At 53.2% G+C, this 26,486-nt stretch carries 26 protein-coding genes and 2 riboswitches; of the genes, 19 read left to right on the forward strand and 7 right to left on the reverse strand.

Features of this window, described 5'->3' with window-relative positions; translation table 11 throughout:
- The first annotated feature begins 2 nt into the window (after positions 1-2).
- The 17 genes from RHOLA_RS05745 (at position 3) to RHOLA_RS05825 (ending at position 15,685) form a co-directional block, all read left to right on the forward strand.
- On the forward strand, positions 3-407 hold the full coding sequence (locus RHOLA_RS05745; RefSeq protein ID WP_051636329.1) for a Rieske (2Fe-2S) protein: 405 nt from the start codon (positions 3-5) through the stop codon (positions 405-407).
- Between the two features lie 51 nt (positions 408-458).
- The gene (locus RHOLA_RS05750) at positions 459-1,289 is read left to right on the forward strand and encodes an exodeoxyribonuclease III (RefSeq protein ID WP_038503088.1); all 831 of its coding nucleotides are present in this window, start codon (positions 459-461) and stop codon (positions 1,287-1,289) included.
- Between the two features lie 69 nt (positions 1,290-1,358).
- Complete coding sequence (gene trpS, locus RHOLA_RS05755) at positions 1,359-2,363, forward strand: tryptophan--tRNA ligase (protein WP_038503090.1); 1,005 nt, start codon at positions 1,359-1,361, stop codon at positions 2,361-2,363.
- 15 nt (positions 2,364-2,378) lie between these two features.
- Positions 2,379-2,509: riboswitch (FMN riboswitch) on the forward strand.
- Between the two features lie 84 nt (positions 2,510-2,593).
- Positions 2,594-3,634, forward strand: coding sequence for a bifunctional diaminohydroxyphosphoribosylaminopyrimidine deaminase/5-amino-6-(5-phosphoribosylamino)uracil reductase RibD (gene ribD / locus RHOLA_RS05760; protein ID WP_038503092.1), 1,041 nt, complete (start codon positions 2,594-2,596; stop codon positions 3,632-3,634).
- Positions 3,634-4,230, forward strand: coding sequence for a riboflavin synthase (locus RHOLA_RS05765; RefSeq protein WP_038503093.1), 597 nt, complete (start codon positions 3,634-3,636; stop codon positions 4,228-4,230). The genes ribD and RHOLA_RS05765 overlap by 1 nt, the downstream gene beginning before the upstream one ends.
- Complete coding sequence (gene ribA, locus RHOLA_RS05770; RefSeq protein ID WP_038503094.1) at positions 4,230-5,462, forward strand: GTP cyclohydrolase II; 1,233 nt, start codon at positions 4,230-4,232, stop codon at positions 5,460-5,462. The genes RHOLA_RS05765 and ribA overlap by 1 nt, the downstream gene beginning before the upstream one ends.
- A complete protein-coding gene (gene ribH / locus RHOLA_RS05775; RefSeq protein ID WP_038503096.1) occupies positions 5,463-5,918 on the forward strand; it encodes a 6,7-dimethyl-8-ribityllumazine synthase in 456 nt (151 codons plus the stop codon).
- 2 nt (positions 5,919-5,920) lie between these two features.
- Entirely contained in the window at positions 5,921-6,301 is a 381-nt protein-coding gene (locus RHOLA_RS05780) for a hypothetical protein (protein WP_051636330.1), read from the forward strand.
- A 76-nt stretch (positions 6,302-6,377) separates the two neighbouring features.
- Positions 6,378-7,256 (forward strand): hypothetical protein, encoded by an 879-nt coding sequence (locus tag RHOLA_RS07130; RefSeq protein ID WP_051636331.1) that lies wholly within the window; start codon positions 6,378-6,380, stop codon positions 7,254-7,256.
- A gap of 3 nt (positions 7,257-7,259) precedes the next feature.
- Positions 7,260-9,074, forward strand: a complete 1,815-nt coding sequence (locus RHOLA_RS05790; protein ID WP_038503097.1) for an ABC transporter ATP-binding protein — start codon at positions 7,260-7,262, stop codon at positions 9,072-9,074.
- 124 nt (positions 9,075-9,198) lie between these two features.
- The gene (locus tag RHOLA_RS05795; protein WP_038503099.1) at positions 9,199-9,714 is read left to right on the forward strand and encodes a DUF4242 domain-containing protein; all 516 of its coding nucleotides are present in this window, start codon (positions 9,199-9,201) and stop codon (positions 9,712-9,714) included.
- Positions 9,715-9,716: 2 nt separating this feature from the next.
- On the forward strand, positions 9,717-10,784 hold the full coding sequence (locus RHOLA_RS07345; RefSeq protein ID WP_051636332.1) for an acyl-CoA dehydrogenase family protein: 1,068 nt from the start codon (positions 9,717-9,719) through the stop codon (positions 10,782-10,784).
- Entirely contained in the window at positions 10,757-11,509 is a 753-nt protein-coding gene (locus RHOLA_RS05805) for an ABC transporter ATP-binding protein (RefSeq protein ID WP_084321442.1), read from the forward strand. Before RHOLA_RS07345 ends, RHOLA_RS05805 begins: the two co-directional genes overlap by 28 nt.
- An 11-nt stretch (positions 11,510-11,520) precedes the next feature.
- Complete coding sequence (locus RHOLA_RS05810; RefSeq protein ID WP_051636334.1) at positions 11,521-12,732, forward strand: ABC transporter substrate-binding protein; 1,212 nt, start codon at positions 11,521-11,523, stop codon at positions 12,730-12,732.
- On the forward strand, positions 12,732-13,490 hold the full coding sequence (locus RHOLA_RS05815) for an ABC transporter permease (RefSeq protein WP_038503100.1): 759 nt from the start codon (positions 12,732-12,734) through the stop codon (positions 13,488-13,490). The genes RHOLA_RS05810 and RHOLA_RS05815 overlap by 1 nt, the downstream gene beginning before the upstream one ends.
- Positions 13,491-13,526: 36 nt before the next feature.
- Positions 13,527-14,852 (forward strand): kynureninase, encoded by a 1,326-nt coding sequence (locus RHOLA_RS05820; RefSeq protein WP_227818774.1) that lies wholly within the window; start codon positions 13,527-13,529, stop codon positions 14,850-14,852.
- Between the two features lie 2 nt (positions 14,853-14,854).
- Entirely contained in the window at positions 14,855-15,685 is an 831-nt protein-coding gene (locus tag RHOLA_RS05825; RefSeq protein WP_038503102.1) for a tryptophan 2,3-dioxygenase, read from the forward strand.
- A 36-nt stretch (positions 15,686-15,721) separates the two neighbouring features.
- Here the strand turns inward: RHOLA_RS05825 and RHOLA_RS05830 are convergent, their stop codons facing one another.
- Positions 15,722-16,591, reverse strand: coding sequence for a bifunctional methylenetetrahydrofolate dehydrogenase/methenyltetrahydrofolate cyclohydrolase (locus RHOLA_RS05830; protein ID WP_038503103.1), 870 nt, complete (start codon positions 16,589-16,591; stop codon positions 15,722-15,724).
- Positions 16,592-16,631: 40 nt separating this feature from the next.
- Positions 16,632-17,912: a serine hydroxymethyltransferase gene (locus tag RHOLA_RS05835; protein WP_038503104.1), complete on the reverse strand. Its 1,281-nt coding sequence runs from the start codon at positions 17,910-17,912 to the stop codon at positions 16,632-16,634.
- A 24-nt stretch (positions 17,913-17,936) separates the two neighbouring features.
- A riboswitch (ZMP/ZTP riboswitch) is annotated at positions 17,937-18,016 on the reverse strand.
- A gap of 137 nt (positions 18,017-18,153) precedes the next feature.
- On the opposite strand from RHOLA_RS05835, the gene RHOLA_RS07490 reads away from it, so the two are divergent.
- Both RHOLA_RS07490 and purU read left to right on the forward strand, forming a co-directional pair.
- Positions 18,154-18,279 (forward strand): hypothetical protein, encoded by a 126-nt coding sequence (locus RHOLA_RS07490; protein ID WP_265101187.1) that lies wholly within the window; start codon positions 18,154-18,156, stop codon positions 18,277-18,279.
- 56 nt (positions 18,280-18,335) lie between these two features.
- Positions 18,336-19,193: a formyltetrahydrofolate deformylase gene (gene purU, locus RHOLA_RS05840; protein WP_038503106.1), complete on the forward strand. Its 858-nt coding sequence runs from the start codon at positions 18,336-18,338 to the stop codon at positions 19,191-19,193.
- A 14-nt stretch (positions 19,194-19,207) separates the two neighbouring features.
- Here purU and RHOLA_RS07135 read toward each other — a convergent pair whose 3' ends face one another.
- From RHOLA_RS07135 to RHOLA_RS05875, 5 genes are all read right to left on the reverse strand, one after another.
- Positions 19,208-21,457 (reverse strand): glycine-rich protein, encoded by a 2,250-nt coding sequence (locus RHOLA_RS07135; protein WP_084321524.1) that lies wholly within the window; start codon positions 21,455-21,457, stop codon positions 19,208-19,210.
- Positions 21,458-21,540: 83 nt separating this feature from the next.
- Positions 21,541-22,758 (reverse strand): NADP-dependent isocitrate dehydrogenase, encoded by a 1,218-nt coding sequence (locus RHOLA_RS05860; protein WP_038503108.1) that lies wholly within the window; start codon positions 22,756-22,758, stop codon positions 21,541-21,543.
- A gap of 138 nt (positions 22,759-22,896) precedes the next feature.
- Positions 22,897-24,549 carry a bifunctional phosphoribosylaminoimidazolecarboxamide formyltransferase/IMP cyclohydrolase gene (gene purH / locus RHOLA_RS05865; protein WP_038503110.1) on the reverse strand — a complete coding sequence of 551 codons (1,653 nt, stop codon included), beginning with the start codon at positions 24,547-24,549 and terminating at the stop codon, positions 22,897-22,899.
- A 13-nt stretch (positions 24,550-24,562) separates the two neighbouring features.
- Complete coding sequence (gene purN / locus RHOLA_RS05870; protein ID WP_038503112.1) at positions 24,563-25,153, reverse strand: phosphoribosylglycinamide formyltransferase; 591 nt, start codon at positions 25,151-25,153, stop codon at positions 24,563-24,565.
- A 24-nt stretch (positions 25,154-25,177) separates the two neighbouring features.
- Positions 25,178-26,446, reverse strand: a complete 1,269-nt coding sequence (locus tag RHOLA_RS05875; RefSeq protein WP_038503114.1) for a cell division protein PerM — start codon at positions 26,444-26,446, stop codon at positions 25,178-25,180.
- Positions 26,447-26,486: the final 40 nt, after the last annotated feature.

Below are 26,486 nucleotides of genomic sequence, written 5' to 3' on the forward strand. Positions count from 1 at the left end.
GAATGATTAGCCGACGCGGCCTGCTAGTTGCTTTTGCAGCTGGCACGGCCGCGATTGGTTTAACCGGGCTAAGTGAGGTTGCAGCCAACGCGGCAAAGACTTACACCGTTTGCAAGACAAGCGCTGTTCCAGTTAGGGGCGGCAAGACCTTTTCTGTTGGTGGCAAAAAGATTTTGATCACCCAGCCTAAAAAGGGAACCTTCAAGGCGTTCGTGGCAGTTTGTACCCACCAGGGAAGTCCACTGGATGGTAAAGAAAACATCAAAAACAACGAAATCGTTTGCCCCTTGCACTTCGCTCGATTCGACACAACTACTGGCGCTGCGAAACCAGGATCCCAAGCATCAATCCCGTTAGGTAAAGTCTCCGTGACCGTTGCTGCTGGCAACGTGCGCGTAAAGTTCTAGACAATCTAGACAGCGCCGCGTTCCTTTGCGCCGCTCTTATAAACTCGGCTCATGCCTCTAAAAGTAGCCACCATCAATGTCAATGGAATCCGCGCAGCATTCAAAAACGGAATGGCCGATTGGCTAAAACAAAACCCTGAGATTGATGTCTTGGCATTGCAAGAGGTTCGGGCCGAAACCAAAGACTTGGTTGATCTATTTGAGGCCAATCCCCCAATCGATGCCAAGGGCAAACCAGGCAAGTGGTTTTTCTCACACGATGCGGCGAGCGCCAAGGGCCGTGCCGGTGTGGCTATTGTTAGCAAGACTGAGCCGATTGCGGTGCGCACCACACTTGGACCAGACAGTTTTGATTCTGCCGGTCGCTGGCTAGAGGCCGACTTCAAGGTCGGCAGCAAAGTTGTAACCGTGATCAGCACCTATGTGCACTCGGGTGAAGTTGATACCCCTAAGCAAGTTGAGAAGTACAAGTTCCTGAAGGCAATGCAAGAGCGCATGGCCGAGCTAATTGCAGCTGGAGGTTTTGCGGTTGTGGTTGGCGATCTAAACGTTGGTCACACAGAACTGGATATCAAAAACTGGAAGGGCAACCTCAAGAACGCTGGCTTCTTGCCGGAAGAGCGCGCTTACTTTGACACCTTTATGAATGCCCAGGGCTGGGTTGACATCGGCCGTGCCGCTCACCCCGGTGAGCCTGGCCCTTACACCTGGTGGTCATATAGAGGTAAGGCCTTTGACACCGATGCCGGCTGGCGAATTGACTATCACCTTGCCACACCAAAGCTTGCCGCCAAGTCCAGCAACTACAAGGTGCACCGCGCTGCTAGCTACGACACCCGATGGACCGACCACTCCCCCGTGGTGGTTGACTATGCCGTTTAAGGTCGGTGCCGTTTAAGTCTGGCGCCGGAACAACATCGGTGTTGTAGGCCGCTCGTCTAAACTTGCCCTATGACAAAGCCAAACCTGCTCTCTGGAATGCAGCCTTCTGCTGGTTCCCTTCACCTTGGAAACTACCTAGGTGCTTTGGTCAACTGGACCAAGATGCAGGATGACTACAACGCCTTCTACTGCGTGGTTGATCTACACGCCATCACCGTTCCGCAGGATCCAAAAGAACTTCGTCAGAACACTCGAATCACCGCTGCGCAATATTTGGCTGCGGGTATTGACGAGAATAAGTCGGCGCTATTTGTGCAATCACATGTTCCGGCGCACGCGCAACTTGCCTGGGTGCTGATGACCCTTACCGGTTTTGGTGAGGCAGGTCGCATGACTCAGTTCAAAGACAAGTCGCAAAAGGCTGGCGCCGATTCAACATCGGTTGGTCTATTTACTTACCCGGTGTTGCAGGCTGCCGACATTCTTTTGTACCAACCAAAGGCCGTTCCGGTTGGCGAAGACCAGCGTCAGCACATTGAACTAACTCGCGATTTGGCCACTCGTTTCAACTCACGCTTTGGCGAGACTTTTGTAATTCCAGAAGGTGTAATTCTCAAAGAGACCGCCAAGATTTACGACCTGCAAAACCCAGAGGCAAAAATGTCAAAGTCTGGTGACCCTAAGGGCTTGGTCAACATCATGGATGAATCTGCCGTGATCGTAAAGAAAATCAAGAGCGCGGTTACAGACACCGATGCCGCCATTCGTTTTGATCGCGAGGCTAAGCCGGGAGTTTCAAACTTGCTTGGTATTCACTCGGCTATATCGGGTCAGTCAATTGATGCCCTGGTTGCTCACTTTGATGGCAAGGGCTACGGCGATCTAAAGGGTGAGGTGGCCGAGGTGGTTTTGGCCGAGATTGAGCCAATTCGTGACCGAGCCAATGAACTACTGGCCGACCCGGCCGAGCTGGATCGCCTACTGGCAAAGGGCGCAGCCAAGGCAAACGAACAGGCTGAGAAGACTCTGGCAACCGTATACGAGCGGGTTGGCTTCATCCCTGCTGCCCGCTAGTCTTAAGGGGCAACAAACGTTCTTCGGGGTCAGTGTAAATCTGAGCCGGCGGTTACAGCCCGCGACCCGTCCAGGTAGTTTTCTGGCCGGTTGAATCTGTGAAATTCAGATGCCGACGGTTAAAGTCCGGATGGGAGAAGAACCGACTTGAGTCGCGCCTACTTTGGCGATGGCTTAGGTCCACGCTCCCGCGCCCCCATCGAACGTTCTAGTTAGAACGAAGGCAGCGGATGAACACCCAGCACAATGAGCAAGCAACGCTTGGAAAAGCAATGCGTCGCGCTCTTGAGCTTGCTGCGCAATCCCCTTTATATGGTGAAAACCCCCAGGTAGGTGCTGTCCTTATCAACGACGACGGCGAGATTGTCGCCGAGGGTTGGCACAAGGGTGCCGGTACCCCACACGCTGAGATTGATGCCCTAAAGAATCTTGCTGCCAAAGGTTTATCGGCCGCGAACCTAACTGCGGTTGTGACTCTTGAGCCTTGCAACCACACCGGCAAGACCGGTCCTTGCTCGCAAGCTTTGATTGAAGCTGGGGTGAAGAAAGTTGTCTTTGGCACCTACGACCCAGGCAAGACCGAGGGCGGAGGACGCTTCACTCTTGAAGAGGCCGGCATTGAGGTGGTAAGTGATGTACTGCGCGATGAATGCCTGCAGCTAATTGCACCTTGGTTTACCAATAAATTTAAGCACCGCCCGTACGTAGTGATTAAGTGGGCTGCAAGCATCGATGGCAGAACTGCGGCGGTTGATGGCACCAGCAAGTGGATTACCGGAGCAGAGGCCCGTGAAGATGTTCACGCTCGCCGCGCAGCATCACAAGCAATCCTGGTTGGCACCAACACGGTTGAGCTTGATGACCCGGAACTCACCGCGCGAAAATCAGATGGTTCACTTTATGAAACTCAACCGCTAAGGGTAATTGTTGGTGAACGTGATTTGAATGCTGGAGCGCGCGTTTTCAACCGCGACTCAGAAACAATTCACTACAAGACTCACGATTTGAGTGCTGTGCTGACTCAACTTTATGAACGGGGCATTCGTCAAGTATTTGTTGAGGGTGGAGCACAAATTGAGTCGGCTCTAATTAGCCAAGATTTTTCGGATGAATTTTTGATATACCTGGCACCCAAACTTATCGGTGGGCCAGCAACGGCAATTAGAGACATTCAAGTTGCCAGCATCGACCAGGCAATTGACCTGGAATTTATAGAGACCAAAAAGCTTGGTGCGGATATGTTGATTCGCGCCGTAAATAAGGAGAAATGATGTTCACCGGAATTATTGAAGAACTGGGCAAGGTGCAGGCAATCCAAGTTTTGCCTGACGCTATTAGGTTGACCATTGAAGGACCACTTGTGGTCTCAGATGTTAACCGGGGTGACTCGATTTCCGTTAGCGGAGCCTGCCTAACCGCAGTTGAGCACGATGCAACATCGTTTACCGCCGACGTTATGCAAGAGACTCTAAAGCTAACCAGCCTTGACGGCATCCAGGTTGGCGACCCAGTGAATCTAGAGCGTGCCATGACCGCAGCCACCCGCTTTGGTGGCCACGTTGTACTTGGCCACGTTGACGGGGTTGGCGAGGTAATCTCACGCGAGCCAAGTGAGAACTGGGAGTGGGTGCGCGTATCGGTGCCTAAGGAACTGATGAAGTACGTGGTGCTCAAAGGTTCAATCACCCTTGATGGAATTTCACTCACCGTAAATGAGCTGGGCGAAGACTGGGTGGGCCTAAGCCTGATCCCTGAGACGCTGTCGCTGACCACCTTGGGCAGCAAGAAGCCTGGCAGCAAGGTAAACGTTGAAGTTGACGTGATGGCCAAGCATATTGAACGACTAATCGAAGCGAGGAACAACTAATGCCACTTTCGAGTATTGAAGATGCGCTGATTGCGCTTCGCGAGGGCAAGCCGGTGCTAGTTGCCGACGATGAAAGTCGCGAGAATGAAGTCGACGCCATCATGGCGGCGCAGTACGCAAACACCAAGTGGATTGCCTGGATGATTCGCTACACCTCTGGTTACCTGTGTGCGCCAATGACTGAGCAACGCGCAAACCACCTTGACCTGAACCTAATGGCAACCACCAACCAGGACCCATATAAAACTCAGTACACAATCACGGTCGATGCCGCCGAGGGAACCAGCACCGGAATCTCGGCTGCAGATCGCGCGCTTACCTTTCGCGTATTGGCAGATGCCGACAGCACCAAAGATTCGCTGATTCGCCCGGGACACGTGATTCCACTCCGAGCCCACCAGAATGGTGTGCTTGATCGTCGTGGCCACACAGAGGCAACCGTTGACCTGCTAAAGCTTGCCGGTCTTGCACCGGTTGGAGTAATCGGCGAGATGGTCAATGATGACGGCGAGATGACTCGCCTGGATGACGCATTTGCCATCGGTGAGAAGTACGGTTTGCCAGTGATCACTATTGATCAGATTGTGAAGATGCGCCTGGACTCAGTTGAGTTTGCAGCCGAGACTGTGAATGATCGCATTCGCTTTGAGGCCGAGGCCAAGTTGCCGACAACCCACGGTGATTTCAGAGTGCGCGGCTACTACGACATTCGCACCACCGCAGATCACGTTGCAATCATTGCCGGTAACCCAACCGGAGAAGATGTTCTGATTCGCATGCACTCGGAGTGCATCACCGGTGAAGCTTTTGGTTCGCTTAAGTGCGAGTGTGGACCGCAACTTGACTTTGCCCTTGATCAAATTGCCAACGATCCAAAGGGTGGCATTGTGATTTACCTTCGAGGACAAGAGGGTCGTGGCATTGGGCTGCTAAATAAGTTGAAGGCCTACGCCTTGCAAGACAAGGGCTATGACACCGTAGATGCCAACTTAGCGCTTGGTCTACCAAGCGAGGCTCGTGAATATGGCGCTGCCGTTTCAATCTTGCGTGATCTTGGCGTTGAGAGCGTTCGTCTGATGACCAACAATCCAGCCAAGAGCTCGTTCTTGAATGAAGCCGGCATCAAGGTGAATTCTTTCGTGCCAGTAATCGTTGGTGCTGCAACTCAGAATGAGCAGTACCTAGAAACCAAGCGTGCCCGAATGGGTCACATGATTCCGGAGGGAAAATAAATGAGCGGAGCGGGAGCCCCAAAACTAGAGATTGATGCAAGTGGACTTCAGGTTGCAATCGTTGTAACCAGCTGGCACACAGAAATCACCGATGGCCTACTTGCCGGTGCCGAGCGCGCACTGCAAAAAGCTGGCAACGACACCTACGAAGTGTGGCGTGTGCCCGGTGCTTTTGAGTTACCCCTTGGAGCACAAAAAGCAATCGACGCTGGCGCAGAAGTTGTGATTGCCCTTGGTGTTGTAATTCAGGGTGAGACTCCGCACTTTGAATACGTTTGCTCATCAGCTACCGACGGCCTTACGCGCGTGCAGCTAGACAGTGGCGTGCCAGTTGGCTTTGGTCTCCTTACCGTAGATACTGCCGAGCAGGCGCTCGAGCGTGCCGGGCTGGAGAATTCTAAGGAAGACAAGGGTGCCGAAGCCGTAGAGGCCGCAGTGCTAATGGCTAGACTCTAGACATGATTACTACAGCAACTCTTTTACGAGACTCAATGCTTGTTCTGCACTTTGTGGGACTTGCCTCACTGCTAGGTGGATTCCTAGTCCAGATTAAAGCCCTAAAACCAGGTACCGCCAAGATTATCCCAGCGATGATTCACGGTGCTTGGACCATGCTGGTCACCGGTCTGCTACTGGTTGGACTTCGCGAATGGATGTCAGCCCTAGACCCAAACGCAGCGGAACTAGACAACATCAAGATTGCAGTCAAATCAATCGTGGTGACCCTGGTGGTCGTCTTCGTGATGATTAACCGCAAAAAAGAGACCGTAAAGTCAAGCACTCTGGCTCTTATCGGTGGACTGACCCTACTGAACGTAGTACTTGCAGTCTTCTGGTAAAAAGATGTGAATAAAGGCCCTCGAGAAATCGAGGGCCTTTTCGTTTGTCTGGCAACATAATTGATATTCTTGTCACATGCCCTCCGCACTCGACAGCACCGTTGCTGAAAAAAAGAAGCTGGGCAATCGCCGCACCACCGGCAAAGAGCAGTACTACACCCCCACCGATCTCGCCGAGCAACTAATTGCTGAGGTGCAGGCTCTGGTGCCAAATCTTGCAGAACGCACCATCCTTGAGCCGGCTGGCGGCACCGGATCATTCCTAAAGGCGGCAGCCAAAATTGGGGCAACTAAGTTCTTGTCATTCGACATCGAACCAAAGCACGACAACGTGACCAAGGCCAATTTTCTTGATGCCAAGCTGACCGGCAAAGACGCAGTCACTATTTCAAACCCTCCTTTTGGCCGCAACAACGCACTCTCTATTCCCTTCTTTAATAAGGCAGCCGATCACAGCGAATTCATATGCTTTATCGTGCCCCGTTCTTGGCGAAAGTGGTCGGTTATCAACCGACTGGATCGCCGATTCCATTTGATTGCCGACCACGACATCCAAATTGATTACGAGGATGATGCGGGCAAGAAGTTATCGGTGAAAAATGGCTTGGCCACGTGCTTTCAGATTTGGCAGTGCAAAACTCAGCTGCGGCCAAAATACTCAGTAGCCGATCAAGGAATCGTTGAAAAAACTCTTCCCAGCGATGCCGATGTGGCGCTCACCATTTTTGGCTTTGGTTGCGGCAAAGTGTTGACCGAATTTGAGCGCAAGCCAAACACCACCAAAATGTTTCTGAAGCTGCATCACCCCAATGCACTCAAGGCGCTGCAGAGCGTTGATTATTCAAAGTTTTACAAAAACACCGCCTACACACCGGCACTCTCGCTGCAGGAGATCAATTACCTGCTGAACGAGCGCATACTAGGGAATCCACACCTAATAGAAAAGGTTGACTAAAGAATGAGCATGATGGGTGGCCGCGGCCGCGGTCCGATGAGGCCAGCTAGAGACAAGAACGCACCAAAGGCAAAATTCAGCCAACTCTGGCCATACCTAGCCGAACACCGTGGTGCGCTAATTGTTGCCGTGGTGCTGTCGCTGATTGGTGCCGCAGTGAGCTTGGCCCAGCCACTTGTGGTTGGTCAGGTAATTACCGCTGTTCAAGAGGGCAAGGATCTTGGCTACCTGGTCTGGATTTTGATTGCGGTGGTGCTTGGCAGTGCCGTGGCCAGCGGAGCTCTTTACTACGTGCTTGCCAAAGCGGGTGAGGGCGTGGTCTTGTCGGCCCGCGGCCAGCTTGCCACACGCCTACTTCGACTACCGATTCCGGAGTACGACCTTCGTCGCACCGGTGATCTAGTTTCGCGCGTCTCGTCTGACACCACTTTGCTTCGTGCAGTGCTCACCCAGGGGCTCGTTGATGCCGCCGGTGGAGCGCTAATTTTTGTCGGCTCGGTAATTGCCATGGCAATCATTGACCCGGTGCTGCTTGGCTTAACCCTGCTGATGATTTCTATCGCGGTGGCCTCGATTGGTTTTTCGGCCCGCAGAATTCGCTCGGCAACCACCAAGGCACAGGAACGAGTTGGCGATATGTCGGCGAGTGTTGAGCGCGCTCTATCTGCGGTGCGCACCATTCGTGCCGCCGGAGCCGAAACTCGCGAGAGTAGCCAAATTCAAGACGATGCACGCGAGGCTTACCTGCAGGGTGTCAAGATTGCCAAGATAAACGCCGGTGTCACACCGATAGGTGGCCTGGCAGCAAACGGTGCATTCATTGTTGTGCTTGGTGTTGGCGGTTACCGAGTCGCCAGCGGCGAAACTCCAGTGGCCAGCTTGGTCACATTCATTCTTCTAATGTTCCTGATGATTCGCCCGGTGGGTCAGGCCTTTGGTGCTTACAGCTCAGTGCAAACCGGCCTTGGCGCGCTGGCTCGAATCCAAGAAGTTTTGGATTTGCCGCTTGAAGACACCGATGCCGAGCGCAAAGAAACGCCTAAGCGCAAGGCTGTGAACAACACCGCGATTGAGTTCAAGAAGGTTTCCTTTGGCTACGCCGGAACACCAAATCCGGATGGAACAGTTTCGGAATCACGCACCGTGCTTGATAAGGTCTCGTTCAAAATTGAACGCGGATCTAGAGTGGCAATCGTAGGGCCATCGGGTTCTGGTAAGTCCACCACGTTCTCGCTAATCGAGCGTTTCTACGAACCAACCAGCGGAGAAATTTTGCTGGACGGTCAGCCGGTACAATCTATTACTCGCGGTGCGCTGCGTTCGCAGATTGGCTACGTAGAGCAAGATGCCCCGGTGCTTGCCGGCAGCATTCGTGAGAATCTTTTGATTGGTGCGCCGGATGCAACCGATAAGCAGCTCAAGGCGGTGCTGAGCGAGGTGAACCTGACCGATGTTCTAAAGCGTGACAAGCGCGGGCTTGACGCCGAGGTTGGTGAACAGGGCATCATGCTCTCTGGCGGTGAGCGCCAGCGCCTGGCGATTGCCCGCACGTTGCTGGCTGCTCCCCCAATTCTGCTACTCGACGAATCAACCTCCAGCCTTGACGGCATCAACGAGCGATTAATGCGCGAGGCGATTGACTCGGTTGCGAAAAACCGCACCATGATTGTGATTGCCCACCGACTATCCACGGTTATTGATAGCGACCAGATTATTGTTCTTGAAAAGGGCAAGATTCTTGGAGTGGGAACCCACAAGCAACTCGTCAAGACTGTACCTCTTTATAAGGAGTTGGCCCGCTCACAGATGCTGGCCTAGTCAAGAAGAAAAACCAATTATTACGAAGAGTTTCGTAATCTTACGCAGTGCTACGTAGCCCTTGGCGCTCGACATAGGCCTCTAGGTAATCTTGGGGAAATCCCCAAACCTAAGGAATTACAGCATGTCGCTATACGTTGCCGAGATTGACACTACCGCCGACTCAGACATCGATTCTGTGCTTAGCAAGACTGCACAGGCTGCTGCCGTGAACGGTGGCGAGTTCATCGAAAGTCAGGTTACGGCTAACCGCAATCGAATCTTCGCCGTCCTAGAACACACCGATATCAATGCCCTGCGCAATGACCTAACCGCCGCGGGACTAAAGGTTGACGAGTTGGCATCGGTGCGTTTGATTGGTGCCGAGCTAGAGGACATTAAGAAGCTAAAACCGGCTGGTCAGTACCTTGTGGAATGGGATTTCCCAGAGGGCCTGACCATGGACAAATACCTGGCTCGCAAGGCCGAGAAGTCACCGCTTTACAACGACATCGAAGACGTTAAGTTCCTGCGCACCTACGTTCGCGAAGACATGGTCAAGTGCCTGTGCTTCTATGACGGCGAAAGCGAAGACGCAGTTGTTGCCGCACGCCAGGTTGTTGACACCCCCATTTCACGGTTGCACAAGCTAGAGGGCTAATCATGGCAAGCGCTGCGTTTCCAGAACTTCTAACTCGCATTGAAGAGTCAGCAAAGCACACCGATCAACAAATTGCTGCCGAGAACAATCTTCGCGACACCCTGTTAGAGATTGTTGCCGCTGGATTCACCTCTCACGGACTTTCAAACAGTGATCAGCCAATCGCGGCTCAGGCTGAGGTAATTCACTCGCTGGCAACCAAGTGCGTTAGCTCTGCATTTGTGACTTGGTCACACCGCATGACAATTGAATACATTGATCGCTGGGCCTCGGCCGAAGTAAAAGACCTGTACCTTGCAGAACTTCGCGAGGGTAAGCGAGTTGGCTCTACCGCACTGGCAACCGCGTTGGCTGACAAATCAGGCAAAGAACTTTTACCAATCACCTTCGAAGAAGTTGATGGTGAATTTGTAATTCACGGCGTTATTCCATGGGCATCAAATCTTTACGATGACACCTTGATTGTTTTTGCTGCTCGCAACGAAGTGACTGAAGAGCGCGTGGTGTTTACATCGGTGTTATCAGCTGCCGGAACATCGGTAAAGCCTGCGGGGGAATTGCTTGGCCTGAACGCCACTTCATCTGGAACCGTAAAGTTTGATGGCTTGCGTGTGCCAGCAGCCAACGTGCTCACTCGTGATGTAAATCTTTTTCTTGGACAGATGCGCCCGCGCTTTCTTGTGCTGCAGTCGGCGTTTTGCCTAGGGCTCACAAAGGCCTCGCTGGATTCAATTGCCACCGCGCCAAGTGCGGGCCCATTCGCCGAAGACATTGCACGCTTCCAGGCCGAGTACGACCGACTAACCGCCGAGTCGGTAAGGCTCAGCAAGTCACTTGAGGTTTACCCTGCACCCGGCAACGGCCACTCACCACTGGACTTTTTGAAGCTACGGTTGGGCGCCGCCGAACTTGCCCAGGCCACCGCGCGAGTTGAGTTGGCAACCATTGGCGGCCGCGGCTACTTCAGCGCCAGTGACACCTCACGTCGCATTCGCGAATCGCTGTTTCTGTCAGTTCAGGCACCAACCGAAGGGAGCCTGCGATGGGAAATCTCGCAGCTAGCCTCGTAGGAGTCTCCATCAAACGCGGTGTTGGGCTTCGCTCAAACACCGTGGTCAGCGACCTATCGTTTGATATTTCGCGCGGTGAAATTCTTGCGCTGGTGGGTACCTCTGGTCGCGGAAAGACCACTGTGTTGCATGCTCTCGCCGGATTAATCGGCGTATCCAAAGGTCAGATCGTGCACTACCCGCACGACACCGATGCCTCCGGCAAGTCAGGCCGTGCCACCGGAGTGGTGTTTCAAGACGCACTGCTGTTGCCATGGCTGACCGTTAACCAGAACATTCGCCTGGGTTACAAATTCAAAGCAAATCGCTCCGGCAGCAAGAAAGAATTTGATGCACGAGTTACCTCTCTGCTTGAAATTCTTGGCATCAAGGAACTTGCTGACCGCAAAGTTTCAGAGCTATCAGGTGGTCAGGCTCAGCGAGTCGCTATCGCGCGCACCGTTGCCACTCAGCCAAGGGTTTTACTGCTGGACGAGCCGTTCTCTGCACTAGACGCCGCTACCCGCAGCTCACTGCAGAACTGGCTGATTGAACTACGCAACATGCTTCAGCTCACCGTGGTGATTGTGACCCACGACATTGATGAGGCATTGACCTTGGCAGACCGCGTGCTGGTTCTTCCGGCCAGCGGCGAATCACTAAAGATTTTCAGTTCCGCTGAAAAAGGCAATACCAACAAAATCAAACAAGAAATATTGGCATCACTTGCCTCGTATGAAATCTAGGAAACCAACAAATGACTAACGAAAACTTTGAAGCTGCTTGCGCACACGACACCAACACCTGGTTTGACCGCCGCACTATGTTGCGCATCGGTGCCGCCGGTGCAGCTGCTGCTGCAGTTGTTGGTTTTGGTGAGGCAGCCCCAGCCTCGGCTGCAAGTTGGACCGAAAAACTCGGCACTCTCAAAATTGGCTACCTGCCAATCACCGATGCCGCTCCGCTGTTGATTGGAAAATCAAACGGATTGTTCTCTAAAGCCGGCATCAAAACCGCTGACCCAACCCTATTTCGTACTTGGCCCGCGCTGGTAGAAGCCTTTGCCGCCAAGCAAGTAGACATCATCCACGTGCTGATGCCGCTGGCACTGCAGCTAAAGTTTGCGGCCAAGCAAGATGTAAAGGTACTCACCTGGAATCACACCAATGGCTCGGCAATCACCGTTGCCAAGAACATCAATGACATCACCGAGTTGGCTGGCAAGACCGTGGCGATTCCGCATTGGTTCTCACTACACAACGTAATCATCCAGCAGGCCTTCAAGACCGCTGGATTAAAGGCAATCATTAAGGGTGAGGCAAGTGCTGATGCCAAGACCGTAAAGCTGGTGCCTGCCGCCCCTGCTGACATGCCGGTTCAATTGGCTGCCGGCCAGATTGCTGGCTACGTGGTGGCCGAGCCGTTCAACGCTCTGGCTGAGGTAAAGGGCATCGGAAAAATCCTGCGTTTCTCAGGTGACATCTGGAAGGACCACGCTTGCTGCGTAACTTTGGTGCGCGGTGACCTAATCAAAAAGAACCCGCTGGCCGCTCAGGCAATCGCTAATGTAATTGCCGAGTCACAACTCATTATTGAGCGTGACCGCAATCAGGCTGCGACCAATCTTTCGACCGGTGGTTACCTGCCGCAGGATGTAAAGGCAATCAAGAAGGCACTTGCTGACTACACAACCGCAGAGTACCCAAAGGCAATTACGCACCCAGAGTGGAAGTCACAGCGAATAAACTTTCAGCCGTTCCCTTACCCTAGCTACACCGTAGAACTAATCAAGCGCCTGAAGCTAACTGCGGTTGATACAGACAAGACTTTCCTAAACAGCATCAACCTAAAGACTGCTCACGCCGATTTGGTGGCACTTGGTTTTGCCGAGAAAGCAATTGCCAAGAATGGTGGCAATTCAAAGTTTGGCCTGCCTAAGTCACTGACCCGCAAGGAAGTTATTTCCTAATGCAAAAACTATCTAGTGCACTGACCCGCATTGGTGCGGTGATCGCAGCTATTTTGCTGTGGTGGCTAAGCACCGATGTGTGGTCTGCCGATAATCCAATTCTGGGCTCAATGAGTCCGGTTGATGCTATCGATGCACTGGGTAGGCAAATTATTGGCGGAACACTTGTCGATACGGTTGCGGTGAGTCTTGGTCGCCTACTTGGTGGTCTACTCATCGCAACTGTTATCGGTGTTTTGCTTGGACTTGCAATTGGTTCACGCAAACGAATCGATGAAGCTACTTCTGTAATCATTCAGTTTCTAAGAATGGTTTCGCCACTTGCCTGGACACCCATAGCGATTGTGCTTTTTGGAATTGGAAGTCCGCCGGTAGTTTTCTTGATTGCGATTGCTGCCGTGTGGCCGGTAACCATGAACACTGTTGCTGGGGTGCGTTCGCTTGATCCAAATTGGGCGCTGCTGGCCAAATCGCTTGGTGCGACTCCAATTGAAATTTTGAAGACCATTGTGATTCCGGGGATCCGCCCGCACGTGCTCACCGGTATTCGCCTAGCTCTTGGAGTGGCCTGGATTGTTATTGTGCCGGCCGAGATGCTTGGCGTTGATTCGGGGCTGGGCTACCAAATCTTGAATGCCCGCGATCAGTTGGACTACGCACTTTTGGCAGCCATCATGCTGGTTATTGGCATTATTGGCTACAGCCTGGACTGGCTAACCCAATGGGGTTTCAAGCGCTGGGTGGCGGCAACCGCATAGGTTTATCGCCCAAAAACCCGGTGTTAGATTGGGTTTATGAGCCCAATGAAGCCGCTCGCCCAGTATGGCGAACCTACCAACCGTTCAACCGCACTAGCCCTAGACGCCGCAGATCCGCTGGCGAAATACAAGCAGGCTTTTCAGATTTCCGACCCAGACCTTTGCTACCTCGATGGCAATTCGCTTGGTCGCATGCCACTTGCCTCAGTCAAGGCCGTGAATGATTTTCTAACCCAAGAGTGGGGCAAGGAATTAGTTGATGGTTGGGCTCACTGGATTGATGAAGCTCAGGCAGCTGGCAACCTACTGGGCCGCGCAACGCTGGGAGCAGCCGAGGGCCAGACGCTGGTGCAAGACACCACATCGGTGAATTTTTACCAGCTGTGCAACGCAGCGATTAAGGCACGCCCTGGTCGCAAGACCGTCATCATCGACTCATCAAACTTTCCTACCGACCGCTACATTCTTGATGGCATCGCCAAGGACCTTGGTTTAAATCTGATCACGTTGAACAACGATGGAATGGGTGGACCGGGGCAGGTTGACGTTGCCGCTGACTGCGAACTCATCACGCCGGAAATCCTTGAACCATTTCTGAACGACGATGTTGCGCTAGTGACTCTGCAGGTGATTCACTACCGCTCCGGTTCGCGCCCAGATGTAAAAGCCATCACCGATCTCGTGCGCAAGCACGGCGGTCTAGTGGTTTGGGATGCTTCACACGCCGGTGGGGCAATTGATTTGCAGTTTGATGCCTGGGGTGTTGACCTAGCGGTTGGTTGCACTTATAAATATGGCAACTCGGGCCCTGGATCTCCAGCGTGGCTCTACGTGAACAAGTCAATCCAGTCGCAGGTGCTGCCAACCATTCAAGGTTGGTTTGCCAACGACAAGCAGTTTGAGATGGGACCATTCTTTGAACCGGCCGATCACATTCGTCGTTTTCAAATTGCCAGCCCATCAATTATTGGTATTCGTGCAATGCAGGCAAGCTACCAGATAATTGAGCAAGCCGGCATGCAGGCAATCAGCGAGAAGGCAGCCCTTGGCACCGAACTCATTATTGCGCTCTACGATGCTTGGCTGGCACCGCTTGGATTCACGCTGCTTACCCCGCGCGATCAAAACAAGCGCGGTGGTCACATCACCGTTGGTCATCCGGACGCCAAGAAGATTGCTGCGGCAATGCGCTCAATGACCAACACGATTCCCGACTACCGCACACCAGATTCGATTCGCTTGGCAATCGCCCCGCTACCGACCAGTTACACAGAGGTATACGACGGGCTGAAGCGCATGCGCGATTTGGTGCAGAGCAAAAAATACCTAGAAATCCAAGACAGCGGAAGCAGAGTTACCTAAGCATGGGTGAAAAAGATCAAAAAGCCATTACCTACATCAGCTACTTAAAAGTTGATGAACTCTTAGAGTTACAGCAGCCAGAGTCTGATGGTGAACACGATGAAATGCTGTTCATTATCATTCACCAGACTTACGAACTTTGGTTCAAGCAGATGCTGCACGAAATTGCCGAACTACAGCGCACCCTAGAGGCCGGTCAGTCGCACAGATCACTGGCAATCCTGGGTCGCGTGCGCACCATCATGAAAACGTGCGTTGGTCAGCTAGACATTCTTGAGACCATGACCCCGCTGCAGTTCAACACCTTCCGCGGCCGACTGCAGTCATCAAGCGGTTTTCAGTCGGCGCAGTTCCGCGAATTTGAAGCAGTGCTGGGCCGTCGCGACCAGGCCGGAGCCGGCGCAGATAAGCACAGTGGCATGGGCATGGCCGAGCACTTGATTGCTGGCTCACCTGCCCGGGCACGGGTTGAGGCTGCAATGCAGCGCCGTTCACTGTGGGACAGCACCCTGATTTATCTTGAATCGCGTGGTCACAAAATGCCAGCCGATGTGATGAATCGCGATGTGACCGTGGGCTATACCGATCACGAAGGCGTGCAAGAAGTATTGCTTGATGTGCACCGCAACGATGCCGAAGCCGCGATGATTTGCGAAGCTCTGGTTGATCTTGATGAGGGCCTACAAGAGTGGCGCTACCGCCATGTAAAAATGGTTGAACGAACAATTGGCCACAAGATGGGAAGCGGCGGTTCAAGCGGCGTTGGGTATTTGTCGAGCACTTTGTTCCGCCCGGTCTTCGCAGACCTCTGGGCTATTCGTTCTCGCTTTTAGATATCGGCCGACTCTAATAAATCGCCTGTAAGCGATTTATAGACTGGCCGCCTTCACAACGTTGTAAGCCAACATCGCTCGAGTCATTGGGCCAACTCCACCAGGATTTGGTGATAGGTAACCGGCAACATTCGCTACATCTGGGTGAACGTCACCGGCAAGGACAGCCTTGCCATCCGCACCATCAACGCGGGTAATACCAACGTCAAGCACTGCGGCCCCTGGCTTGATCCACTCTGGGCGCACAAAGTGAGCAACTCCAATTGCGGCAACAACAATATCTGCTCGCTTCACCGCGTGCTCAAGATCACGAGACTCAGAGTGCAGCATGGTGACTGTGCTGTCGATTCCCTTGCGAGTCATTAGCAAACCAAGCGGGCGACCAACGGTGATTCCGCGACCAATCACGGCTACCTCAGCTCCAACAGTTGGCACATTGTGACGCTTCAGCAACTCAACGATTCCGGCCGGTGTACAAGGAACCGGTGAATTCAAATCACCCGATACCCCAAGGACCAGCTTTCCAAGATTTACCGGGTGAAGACCATCGGCATCTTTGGCTGGGTCAATCAGCTCAAGCATTTCGTTCGTGTTCAAACCAAACGGCAGCGGTAACTGAACGATGTAACCGGTGACATCCTTAGCGTTGTTGAAATCCCTGATGGCTGCACGCACATCTGCTGCACTGGCATCTGCAGGTAGATCCACACGAATCGAATGCATGCCGATTTCGGCTGAGTCGCGGTGCTTGCTACCAACATAAGAGTGTGAACCGGGGTCGTCACCAACCAGCAAAGTGCCAAGACCAGGCGTGATGCCCTTTTGCTTTAGGTGAACTACGCGTTCGGCTAGTTCAGCCTTGATTGCTTTTGCAGTAGCAAGGCCGTCCAAGCGAATAGCGGTCATCGGTGTTCCTTAATTTACTGCGAGCTGAAAGCGTTCGCGGTTACCAGTTCTCAAGGCCACTGTAGAGCGGGAACGCCTCGGTCAACTTGCGAGTGCGCGCGCGCAGTGCGGCGATGTCTGGGTTTGGAACCAATACACCGGCAATGATTTCGGCGACCTCGGTGAACTGCTCAGCACCAAAACCACGGGTGGCAAGTGCTGGAGTACCAATACGCACACCAGAGGTAACCATTGGCGGACGCGGGTCGTTCGGAACAGAGTTTCGGTTTACGGTAATGCCAACTTCGTGTAGCAAGTCCTCAGTCTCTTGACCGTTGATTGGAGCGTTGCGAAGGTCAACCAGAACCATGTGCACCTCGGTGCCACCGGTTAGCACCTGAACGCCGTTTGAAGTTACATCCGACTGCATCAAACGGTTCGCAATGATTGCAGCTCCCTCAAGAGTGCGCTTCTGACGATCCTTGAATTCATCGGTCATCGCTGCCTTGAATGCAACAGCCTTACCGGCCACGACGTGCATGAGTGGTCCACCCTGCTGACCTGGGAACACAGCTGAGTCAATCTTCTTTGCGTACTCTTCCTTGCAAAGAATTAGACCAGATCGGGGTCCGGCAAGAGTCTTGTGTACGGTGGTTGAAACTACGTCTGCGTAAGGAACCGGATTTGGGTAAAGCCCAGTTGCCACCATTCCGGCAAAGTGAGCCATGTCAACCCAAAGCTTTGCGCCAACTTCATCGGCAATCTTGCGGAACTCGGCAAAGTCAAGCTTGCGAGTGTAAGCCGACCAACCAGCAATAAGAACGGCAGGCTTTACCTCGTGCGCGCGCTTGCGAACGATGTCCATATCGATCAAGAAGGTCTCAGGGTGTAACTCGTAAGCGTGAGCTTCGTACATTTTTCCAGAGAAGTTCAAGCGCATACCGTGAGTTAGGTGACCACCGTGGGCCAACTCAAGACCAAGAATGCGATCACCCGGGTTTGCCAATGCCATGAGCACCGCGGCGTTTGCCGATGCACCCGAGTGTGGCTGAACATTTGCGTGGTCGGCGCCAAAAAGTGCCTTAGCGCGGTCGCGGGCTAGGTTCTCGGCAACGTCAACGGCCTCGCAACCACCGTAGTAACGCTTGCCCGGGTAGCCCTCGGCGTATTTATTGGTAAGAACTGAACCCTGGGTCTGCAGAATGCCACGAGACACGAAGTTCTCAGAGGCAATCATTTCAAGGGTGTGACGCTGGCGATCTAGCTCTGCGGCTAGAACTGCTGCGATTTCTGGGTCTGTCTCGCTCAGTGGCGAGTTGAAGCTAGATGGAAGCTGTGACATAGGAAAACTCCTGTTTAAGGTGTAAGTCTTGGCCCAGGCGCACGACCAAAATGTCTTCGCTCCACGATGGAAACCCATCTTTAGCGCCAGTTGCGATGTGTAAATTCTAACATTCGGAGGTTGAACTGAATTCCCCGACCGGCCGGTCATAATCCCGTCAAATAAGCCAAATCCCACAGAAATGTTTCGTAAACTGAACGAGGCTCAAATTGGGGTCCTCGAATCTAGGAGTTTTACGAACATGTACGGAGTGCCACTGCCGGTGATTATCGGTGCTGCCATGATCGTGCTTGGCGTTGCCCTGGGCATCTACGTGGCGATCAAAGCGGTTTCACGTAATCGTGACGGCAACGACCCCCTGGTCTAAAGCCCCAAACCACGCCCCTGGCCGCCTATTTGCCGCCTTAACCTAAACTTGAGCCTATGACTACAGCCAATACCCACTGGGTACTAACCCTCGTTTGCAAAGATCAGCCTGGAATCGTCCACGCTATTTCGGGGGCAATTGTGGCTGCAAATGGCAACATAACCGAATCCTCCCAGTTCACCTCAGATGACACTGGCCGCTTCTTTATGCGCCTGCAGATTGAGTCGGCTGTGCCTCGTGAACACTTCGTCAACCAGATTTTGCCAGTGGCCGAGCGCTACGGCATGACCTGGGAGCTCGACGAGGTCGGCCGAAGAATGAAGACTCTAGTTTTGGTCTCAAAGAGCGCCCACTGCTTGAACGACATGCTGTTCCGCCAGCGCGCCGGCCAATTGCCGGTTGAACTTCCGGTGGTATTCGGAAACCACCCTGACCTTCAAAGCCTGGCCGAGTTTTATGGCGTTCCATTCGAGGTGCACCCAATCACCGGCGAAGCCGACAAGCTGGCCTTTGAAAACATGCTGCGTGATTACATCAAGACCGCTGGCATTGAATTGATTGTGCTTGCTCGCTACATGCAGATTTTGAGCGAGGAGTTCTGCAAGGAATTCGAAGGCAAGATCATCAACATTCACCACTCATTCTTGCCTGGCTTCAAGGGTGCAAATCCATACGCTCAGGCTCACGCCCGCGGTGTGAAGTTGATTGGTGCCACAGCTCACTTTGTTACCGCAGACCTAGATGAGGGTCCAATCATCGAACAAAACGTGGTTCGCGTTGAACACTCAGACTCAAAGAAACGCTTGGTCTCTATTGGTCAAGATGTTGAGTCAAAGACCCTCACCCAGGCAGTGCGTTGGTTCGCCGAACGTCGCGTGCTGCTAGACGGTGAACGCACAATTATTTTCAGCTAGTTTTTTCTTGCAGTTCAGGCAAACTTTTTCACCAGTCTTCGATTGCGAAATTGCCGTGCGCCCTTTGCGATGCCAATCGTGGCTAGCAATCCAGACAAACCACCAACACCGATAATCGCGTACTGCTGCCAGTTAGTACTTGGCCTAACCGGAGGATCATTGGTTGGATTATCAACTGTGATCTGTGGAGCATCTGGTTCATAAATTGCAATTGGCTCTTCGGTTGGGCTGGTCGGCAATTTGATGGCGCTCGAAAATGCGTAGGTCTTTCGAATTGGTTGAGCGGCCACAATTTCAAGAGTTGCAGCTGGCTCTAGGTTTGCAGTTGGAGAATTCAATTTGGTTTCCACCGGAGTTGAATTGCTTGGTTCTGTTGAGCCACCGGAACCCGTTCCCCCGCCGGAGCCACCGCTGCTTCCCCCACCGCTAGAAATTGGCGCCGGTGCGGGAGTGGCTGTTGGAGTTGGGCTTGGCGCTGCGGTTGGGGTAGGTGTTGGAGTAGGGGCAGGCTGGGCAAGGACCGTGGTTAGGCCGGATGCCGAAACCGACGCGGGGCCAGTGTTGCCAAGGGCATCGGTGTAGGTGCCCTGGGCAATCTCTAGACGCACAGATCCAAGCGAACAACCTGTGGTCGAAATTGAGTATCTGGTCACCGTTGCCGATGAAACAGAGATCAAACAGCCCGTTGCCGTTCCTGTATTGGAAACGTCGCTTGCAGTGAATCCGTTGACAGCTTCGGAGAAGTCCACTTGAAAACTTGGGCTGATGTAACTAGTTGCAACTGCGCTTGCCCAAGTGGGCTCCGAGGCGCTTCTATCCAAAGTTACGGTGGTAAAACTGGGAGCTGTTAGTGGTCCAAGATTCAGTGCCGCGTCTGAAACAGAATTTGGTTGCATCACCAACAAGGCGCTGGCTGCGTCGGCGCAAGATTGCACTCGCACGGTGTATTGATCCGCCGAACCGGAGACCGAGGAAATAACACAGGAGCTACCGCTGATACTGAAATCACTTATTGTAAGCCCGGTTACTGATTCAGAAAATGTCAATGTGTATTCAAAGGTCAAGGCATTATTTGGTGAAGTCGGTGAAGTGACTGTCACAGTTGGTGCAGTTCGCTCAATCACAACATCGGTGCTGGTCGAATCTGCGCTTGGGCCATTGACTGTGCCCGTAATCGTGTTTGCCAGCAGAATTAATTTATACGTTCCCGTGCTGCAACCCGATGCAGTCACGAGATAGCTGGTGCCGCTGCCTGATACTGAAATGGTTGTGCAGGTTGCAGTTGAACCCGTGGTCGCAAAATCGGTGTTGGTAAGACCAGTCACAGATTCGTTGAAGACCAGGTTGTAAGAAATAGATGTGGAGTTTGTCAAGGTTGCGCCCGGTGTGAACGATGACACCGATGGTGGAAGCACATAACTTATGGTGACGATTCCAGCGCCGGATCGGTATCCGGCTGTGTGGGTTACCGATGAGGTCAGTGTTGCGTTATTCCAGGATGAGCCACCGCCACCACCTCCGCCGTTGGTGCAGCAGCCATCGATGTCAGCGCCCCCACCACCGCCACCGTAGTAGCCGCCTCCGCCGCCGCCACCGCCCGAGGTTGAACTTGTGCCTCCGGTGCCGCCGATTCCAAAGCCACCGGCAGTTCCCCAGGTACCTCCATTTGGAGATCCGCCGTTACCTCCGGCGCTTTGCGATGCGCCAGATCCACCCTGACCCTGACCACTGATTCCTGCAGAACCGGATGTGCCGCCTCCGGCTCCACCTGCTCCGCCAAAGAATCCACCGGTACCACCGCCTCCGGCAGCAACCGCAATTCGGTCATTGAGTGATGTGGTTGAGCGAATATCGGTTGCTCCACCACCCGAACCTTCGTCACCGCGCGAACCACCGGCAGCCCCACCACCATTGAAACCGCCGGCCGCACCGGCGCCGGCGGCACCTGCTCCGCCCACGTAAATGTAAAGCGCGGAGGGTGTGCTGGTTAGAGTGCCTTGAACTCGCCCACCGAGGCCGCCGGTTTTGCCGCCCTGAGCGCCCATCAGATCAAAAGTGATGTTTCTAGCACCGGTCGGTGGCGTCCACAAATAGTAGTCGCCGGTGGCATCAAAAGTTAGGGTGCATGTGGTTCCAACGCAAACGGGGGTTGGATTGCTGATGACTGCGCGAACCGATTGTGCAAACAATCCCCCGAACAGCACAGCAAGGATTCCTGCGGTCGAAATTAGCTTTGACCAACGCTGTGTGTTTTTCTTGTGCATGACAAAAAGCAAATAACTCCGACAAACATGTTGTCGGAGTTATGCACAAAGCCCTAGGGCTAAAAGTTATGCACAGATTGTGCTTAGGCCATGCGCGCCTGAAGGTTCTCTGCTAGTGAGGCTAAGAACTCATCTGTGGTCTGGTACGCCTGGTCCTTGCCAACGAGAGCGGCTAAGTCCTTGGTCATCTTTCCTGACTCAACGGTCTTGATGATTACATCTTCAAGAGTCTCGGCAAACTTACGAACCTCAGGAGTGCCATCAATCTCGGCGCGTGCAATAAGAGCACGAGTCCAAGCAAAGATAGATGCGATTGGGTTGGTAGAGGTCTTCTTGCCAGCCTGCCAGTCGCGGTAGTGACGAGTCACAGTACCGTGCGCTGCCTCGGCAAGAGTTGTCTTTCCATCTGGAGTAGTTAGCACTGAGGTCATAAGACCTAGAGAACCAAAACCTTGAGCAACGGTGTCTGACTGAACGTCACCGTCATAGTTCTTACAAGCCCAAACGTAGCCACCCTCCCACTTAAGCGCGGCGGCAACCATGTCGTCAATCAATCGGTGTTCGTAGGTGATGCCTGCAGCCTTGAATTTGTCTGCATACTCAGCATCAAAAACTTCCTGGAAGGCATCCTTGAAAGCACCGTCGTAAGCCTTCAAGATTGTGTTCTTGGTTGAAAGGTAAACCGGGTAGTTGCGCATTAGACCGTAGTTGAATGATGCACGCGCAAAGTCACGAATTGAATCCATGTAGTTGTACATACCCATGGCTACACCGCCGTGCTCTGGGTAGTCAGCGACTACCTGAGTGACCGGTGCTGAACCATCGGCAGGGGTCCAAGTAATGGTTACCTGACCCTTGCCCGGAACCTTGAAGTCAGTTGCCTTGTACTGGTCACCATGTGCGTGACGACCAATGATGATTGGCTTGGTCCAACCAGGCACCAAACGAGGAACGTTTGAGATGATGATTGGCTCACGGAACACAACACCGTCAAGAATGTTTCGTATAGTTCCGTTCGGAGACTTCCACATCTTCTTTAGCTTGAACTCTTCAACGCGAGCTTCGTCAGGAGTGATAGTTGCGCACTTCACACCAACGCCGTGCTTCTTGATTGCGTGAGCTGCATCAATGGTCACCTGGTCATCGGTGGCATCGCGGTTCTCAACTGAAAGGTCGTAGTACTCAAGGTCTAAATCTAGGAAAGGGTTGATCAAATTGTCTTTGATGTTCTGCCAGATGATTCTGGTCATTTCGTCGCCGTCTAGCTCAACGACCTTGCCAACTACCTTGATTTTTGCCATGCGGGGCTCCTGTATTTCTGAGAACTTAGGGCAGACTGCCCAAACACCCTCTAGCCTACCGGCTCGACCAATACACCGATGTGGGCGGAAGCCCAGTCAAAGTCTCGGTTTTTAGTGGGTCCTCGAGCGACTTTTGATCTAGTGGAAGAAGTGGCGCTCACCAGTGAAGTACATGGTGATGCCAGCCGCTTCTGCCGCGGCAATTACCTCTTCATCGCGCACTGATCCACCAGGCTGCACCACTGCACGCACGCCCGCGTCGATCAGAATCTGCAGGCCATCGGCAAACGGGAAGAATGCGTCAGAGGCAGCAACCGCGCCCTTGGATCTGGACTCAGCACGTTCAACCGCAAGCTTGCACGAATCCACTCGGTTTACCTGGCCCATGCCAACACCAACCGATGCCCCCTCGCGAGCCAACAAGATTCCGTTGGACTTCACCGCGCGGCATGCACGCCAGGCAAACTCAAGTTCCTTCATAGTCTCGAGGTCCGCCTTCTTACCGGTAACTAGCTTCCATCCGCTTGAGTTGAACTGCGAGAACTCATCGGTTTCTTGCACCAGCACACCTCCAGAAATCTGTTTGTATTCCAGTGCCTCGCGAGAGTAGTTAGCCGGAAGTTCAAGCACGCGAAGGTTCTTCTTTTCCAGCAAAATCGAAAGCGCCTCAATCTCGTAAGACGGGGCAATGATGACCTCGGTGAAGATGCTGGCAACCTGCTTTGCCATTGTCACGGTTACCGGACGGTTGGTCGCGATCACACCACCAAATGCCGATACCGGATCACACATGTGAGCCTTGGCGTGCGCATCGGCAATTACGTCTGGGCTGGTTGGGTCACCAATTGCAATTCCACATGGGTTTGCGTGTTTGATGATTGCAACCGCTGGCTCATTGAAGTCATACGCTGCGCGAAGGGCTGCATCGGCGTCCACGTAGTTGTTGTAAGACATCTCTTTGCCACCAAATTGGCGGGCCTGAGCAATGCCGGCCACAGAGTTTTCACCGGTAGTGCGGTAGAGCGCTGCAGCTTGGTGTGAGTTCTCGCCGTATCGCAGTACGTTGGCCAGTTGTGAGTCAACTTTGAAATTTGATGGGAAGCCTGGGTTGGCATTTTCAATGTCACCCTTTTGGCCAGCTGCGCGCTTCCAGTCCCCTTCTAATTCTGCGGCAAACCAGTTAGCCACTGCAGAGTCATATCTAGCGGTGTGTGAGAACGCCGAATAGGCAAGTTCGCGGCGCTGCGCCAGAGTTGTGCCGCCGTCTTTGACGGCCTTGATGATTTCTGAATATTTTGCCGGGTCAACCACGATGGCAACGTTGGCGTGGTTCTTGGCCGAGGCGCGCACCATTGCTGGACCACCAATGTCAATCTGCTCAACAACTGCATCGCCCTTGGCACCAGACTGCACGGTCTGCACGAATGGGTAAAGATTTACCACCACCAGCTGGAATGCTTCAATTCCAAGTTCGGCAAGCTGCTCTTCATGCGCAATCAAACGCATGTCGGCAAGCAAGCCGCCGTGCACCTTTGGGTGCAGAGTCTTTACGCGGCCATCCAGCGACTCAGGAAAACCGGTGATTTGCGAAACCTCGGTGACAGGAATTCCAGCGTCCTTCAAAGCTGCAAAGGTTCCACCGGTAGAAACGATATCGATACCTGCGGCTGCAAGTTCCTTGGCTAGCTCTAACAAGCCGGTCTTGTCTGAAACTGAAAGAAGTGCGCGCTTGATTTCAACGCGATCGCGGTGACGGTAGTCGGCTGGCTTGTGGTCGTTGTGTGCGGCCATTATGAAGCCCCTTTTACTTTGCTAGTGACGGAAGGTGGATTTTCTTATTGGCGATATCTTTTACGGTTGCAATCAACAACTCGCGCTCAACAACCTTGATGCGCTCGTGCAGATCGTATTCGCTATCATCAGCCAGAACCGGCACACTCGCCTGAGCTATGTGCGGCCCGGTGTCAACACCTTCGTCGACAACGTGTATGGTCACACCCGATACCTGCGCGCCAGCTGCCAGAGCATCACGCACAGCGTGGGCGCCTGGGAAAGCAGGCAAAAGAGATGGGTGAGTGTTAATTAAATTTGGGCTTAGTGCCGACACAAAATTGCCTGGCAAAATTCTCATAAAACCGGCTAGCACAACAAGATCCGGCTTGAAGTGATTGATGTTCGCGAGCAGGACATTCGCCCAATTCTCGCGAGTGTCAAAAGAACCAGGGGAAACCACAAAGGTAGGAACCCCAAACTGCTCGGCATGTGCAAGCCCATCGGCGGCGTTATCGGAGCCAACCGCAACAATTTTTGCGCCAAAGAGTGGGTTTTCTGTGGCCTCAAGAAGGGCTCTAAGGTTTGAACCCGAACCCGAAATTAGAACGACGACCGACAGCATTGGACCAGTTTACCGGTAGCCCAATCAGCGGGATTTCCGTGGGCTTTGCACAAGCGGATGATCTGGGGCATCTGGTCTTGCACTGAAGAAAGCGGCCAAAATTGAGACAACGGCTACCTCAACAAAAACAACGCCTGCAACCAGCAGCGGATTAACACCGATCTCCTGCAAGCGACCAGGTCCGACCCCGCCGGATGCAAGTAACGCCAACAGACCCATCTCTACCGCCGAAACCACGGCAATCGATAGTCCGAGAATGATTGCCGCACTCCAAGCCGAGGCAAATTCAAAACGAATTGCGTCTGCATGGCGGCGAATCAAAATTGTGGCTAGGAAAGCCCCCACCAACGGAACCAGCAGAGCAATCGTGCCAAAGCTAAGTTCTCCAATCGGCAGTGCTGAAGTTATTGGAAGAGCAGGAAGCGGGCCAACCACGGTGGCGACCGGCGAAATAAGAGAGCCCGTGCCGATCTGAAAACCAACGCCCGTAAACCAGCTGGCACCAAAAACAACGAGATTCGGCAGGATCGCCAACTGGCCAACGGTGATCATTACTCCACCCAGGAAGGTGACCTGCAAACCCTCGTAGAGTCGGATAACTTGAATCCAGTTGATTGCCAACATGACGGCAATAAAAATTGCAGATACACCTAGCAAGATTGCAACCACGCCCGTACCGGCCCTGAGAGCCGGAGCACTTACGGCTCTGATGGCCCAGTGAAGGTTATCGACTCTGCGATTTAGAAACTCAAGTACCCAGATTCTTTCCGCTGGCTCCGGCAAGGAAGCCGCTTCGCCAAATGCTTGCCTCTTTCCCAACAAAGAACCAAGAATCACAAAAAGCAGAAGAAAAGCCGGCGGCAGAAAAGTTCCCTGCCAGGTGACCGGATAAACAAACTCGTTATAGGCAACGGTGCTTAGAAGAAATGAGATGCCACCATAGACAAGTGCGGTAGCCAGCCAAGCTGGCCAAAGTTCAATTGCACTGGTCAGGCGACGGCCCATTCGAAGCGCCATGAAGCCAATCAATAGGCTCAGCCCAAGCGGAATCATGCTGACAACAAATTGCGGAACCTGAGTTGAACCAAACGCACCAGCCGGAACCACCAATCGGGTTCCATGTGCCATCATCCAAACATCTGCAGATGCGCGAAAAGGCACTAGCCAGTCGATGCTCAGATCATTTTCAAAGAGCCACACCGCGGTGAGTGGTAGCAGCACGATGCCAAGTCCAATGCCAGCGACAACCAGTGCCTCAAACGCTGCAACAAGAAAAGTGAGTCGACGGTTCAAGACGAAACACTCCCCCTAGATGCCAAAAATCGCTTTTAGA

The organism is Rhodoluna lacicola, assembly GCF_000699505.1.
In the GTDB taxonomy this organism is placed as follows: domain Bacteria; phylum Actinomycetota; class Actinomycetes; order Actinomycetales; family Microbacteriaceae; genus Rhodoluna; species Rhodoluna lacicola.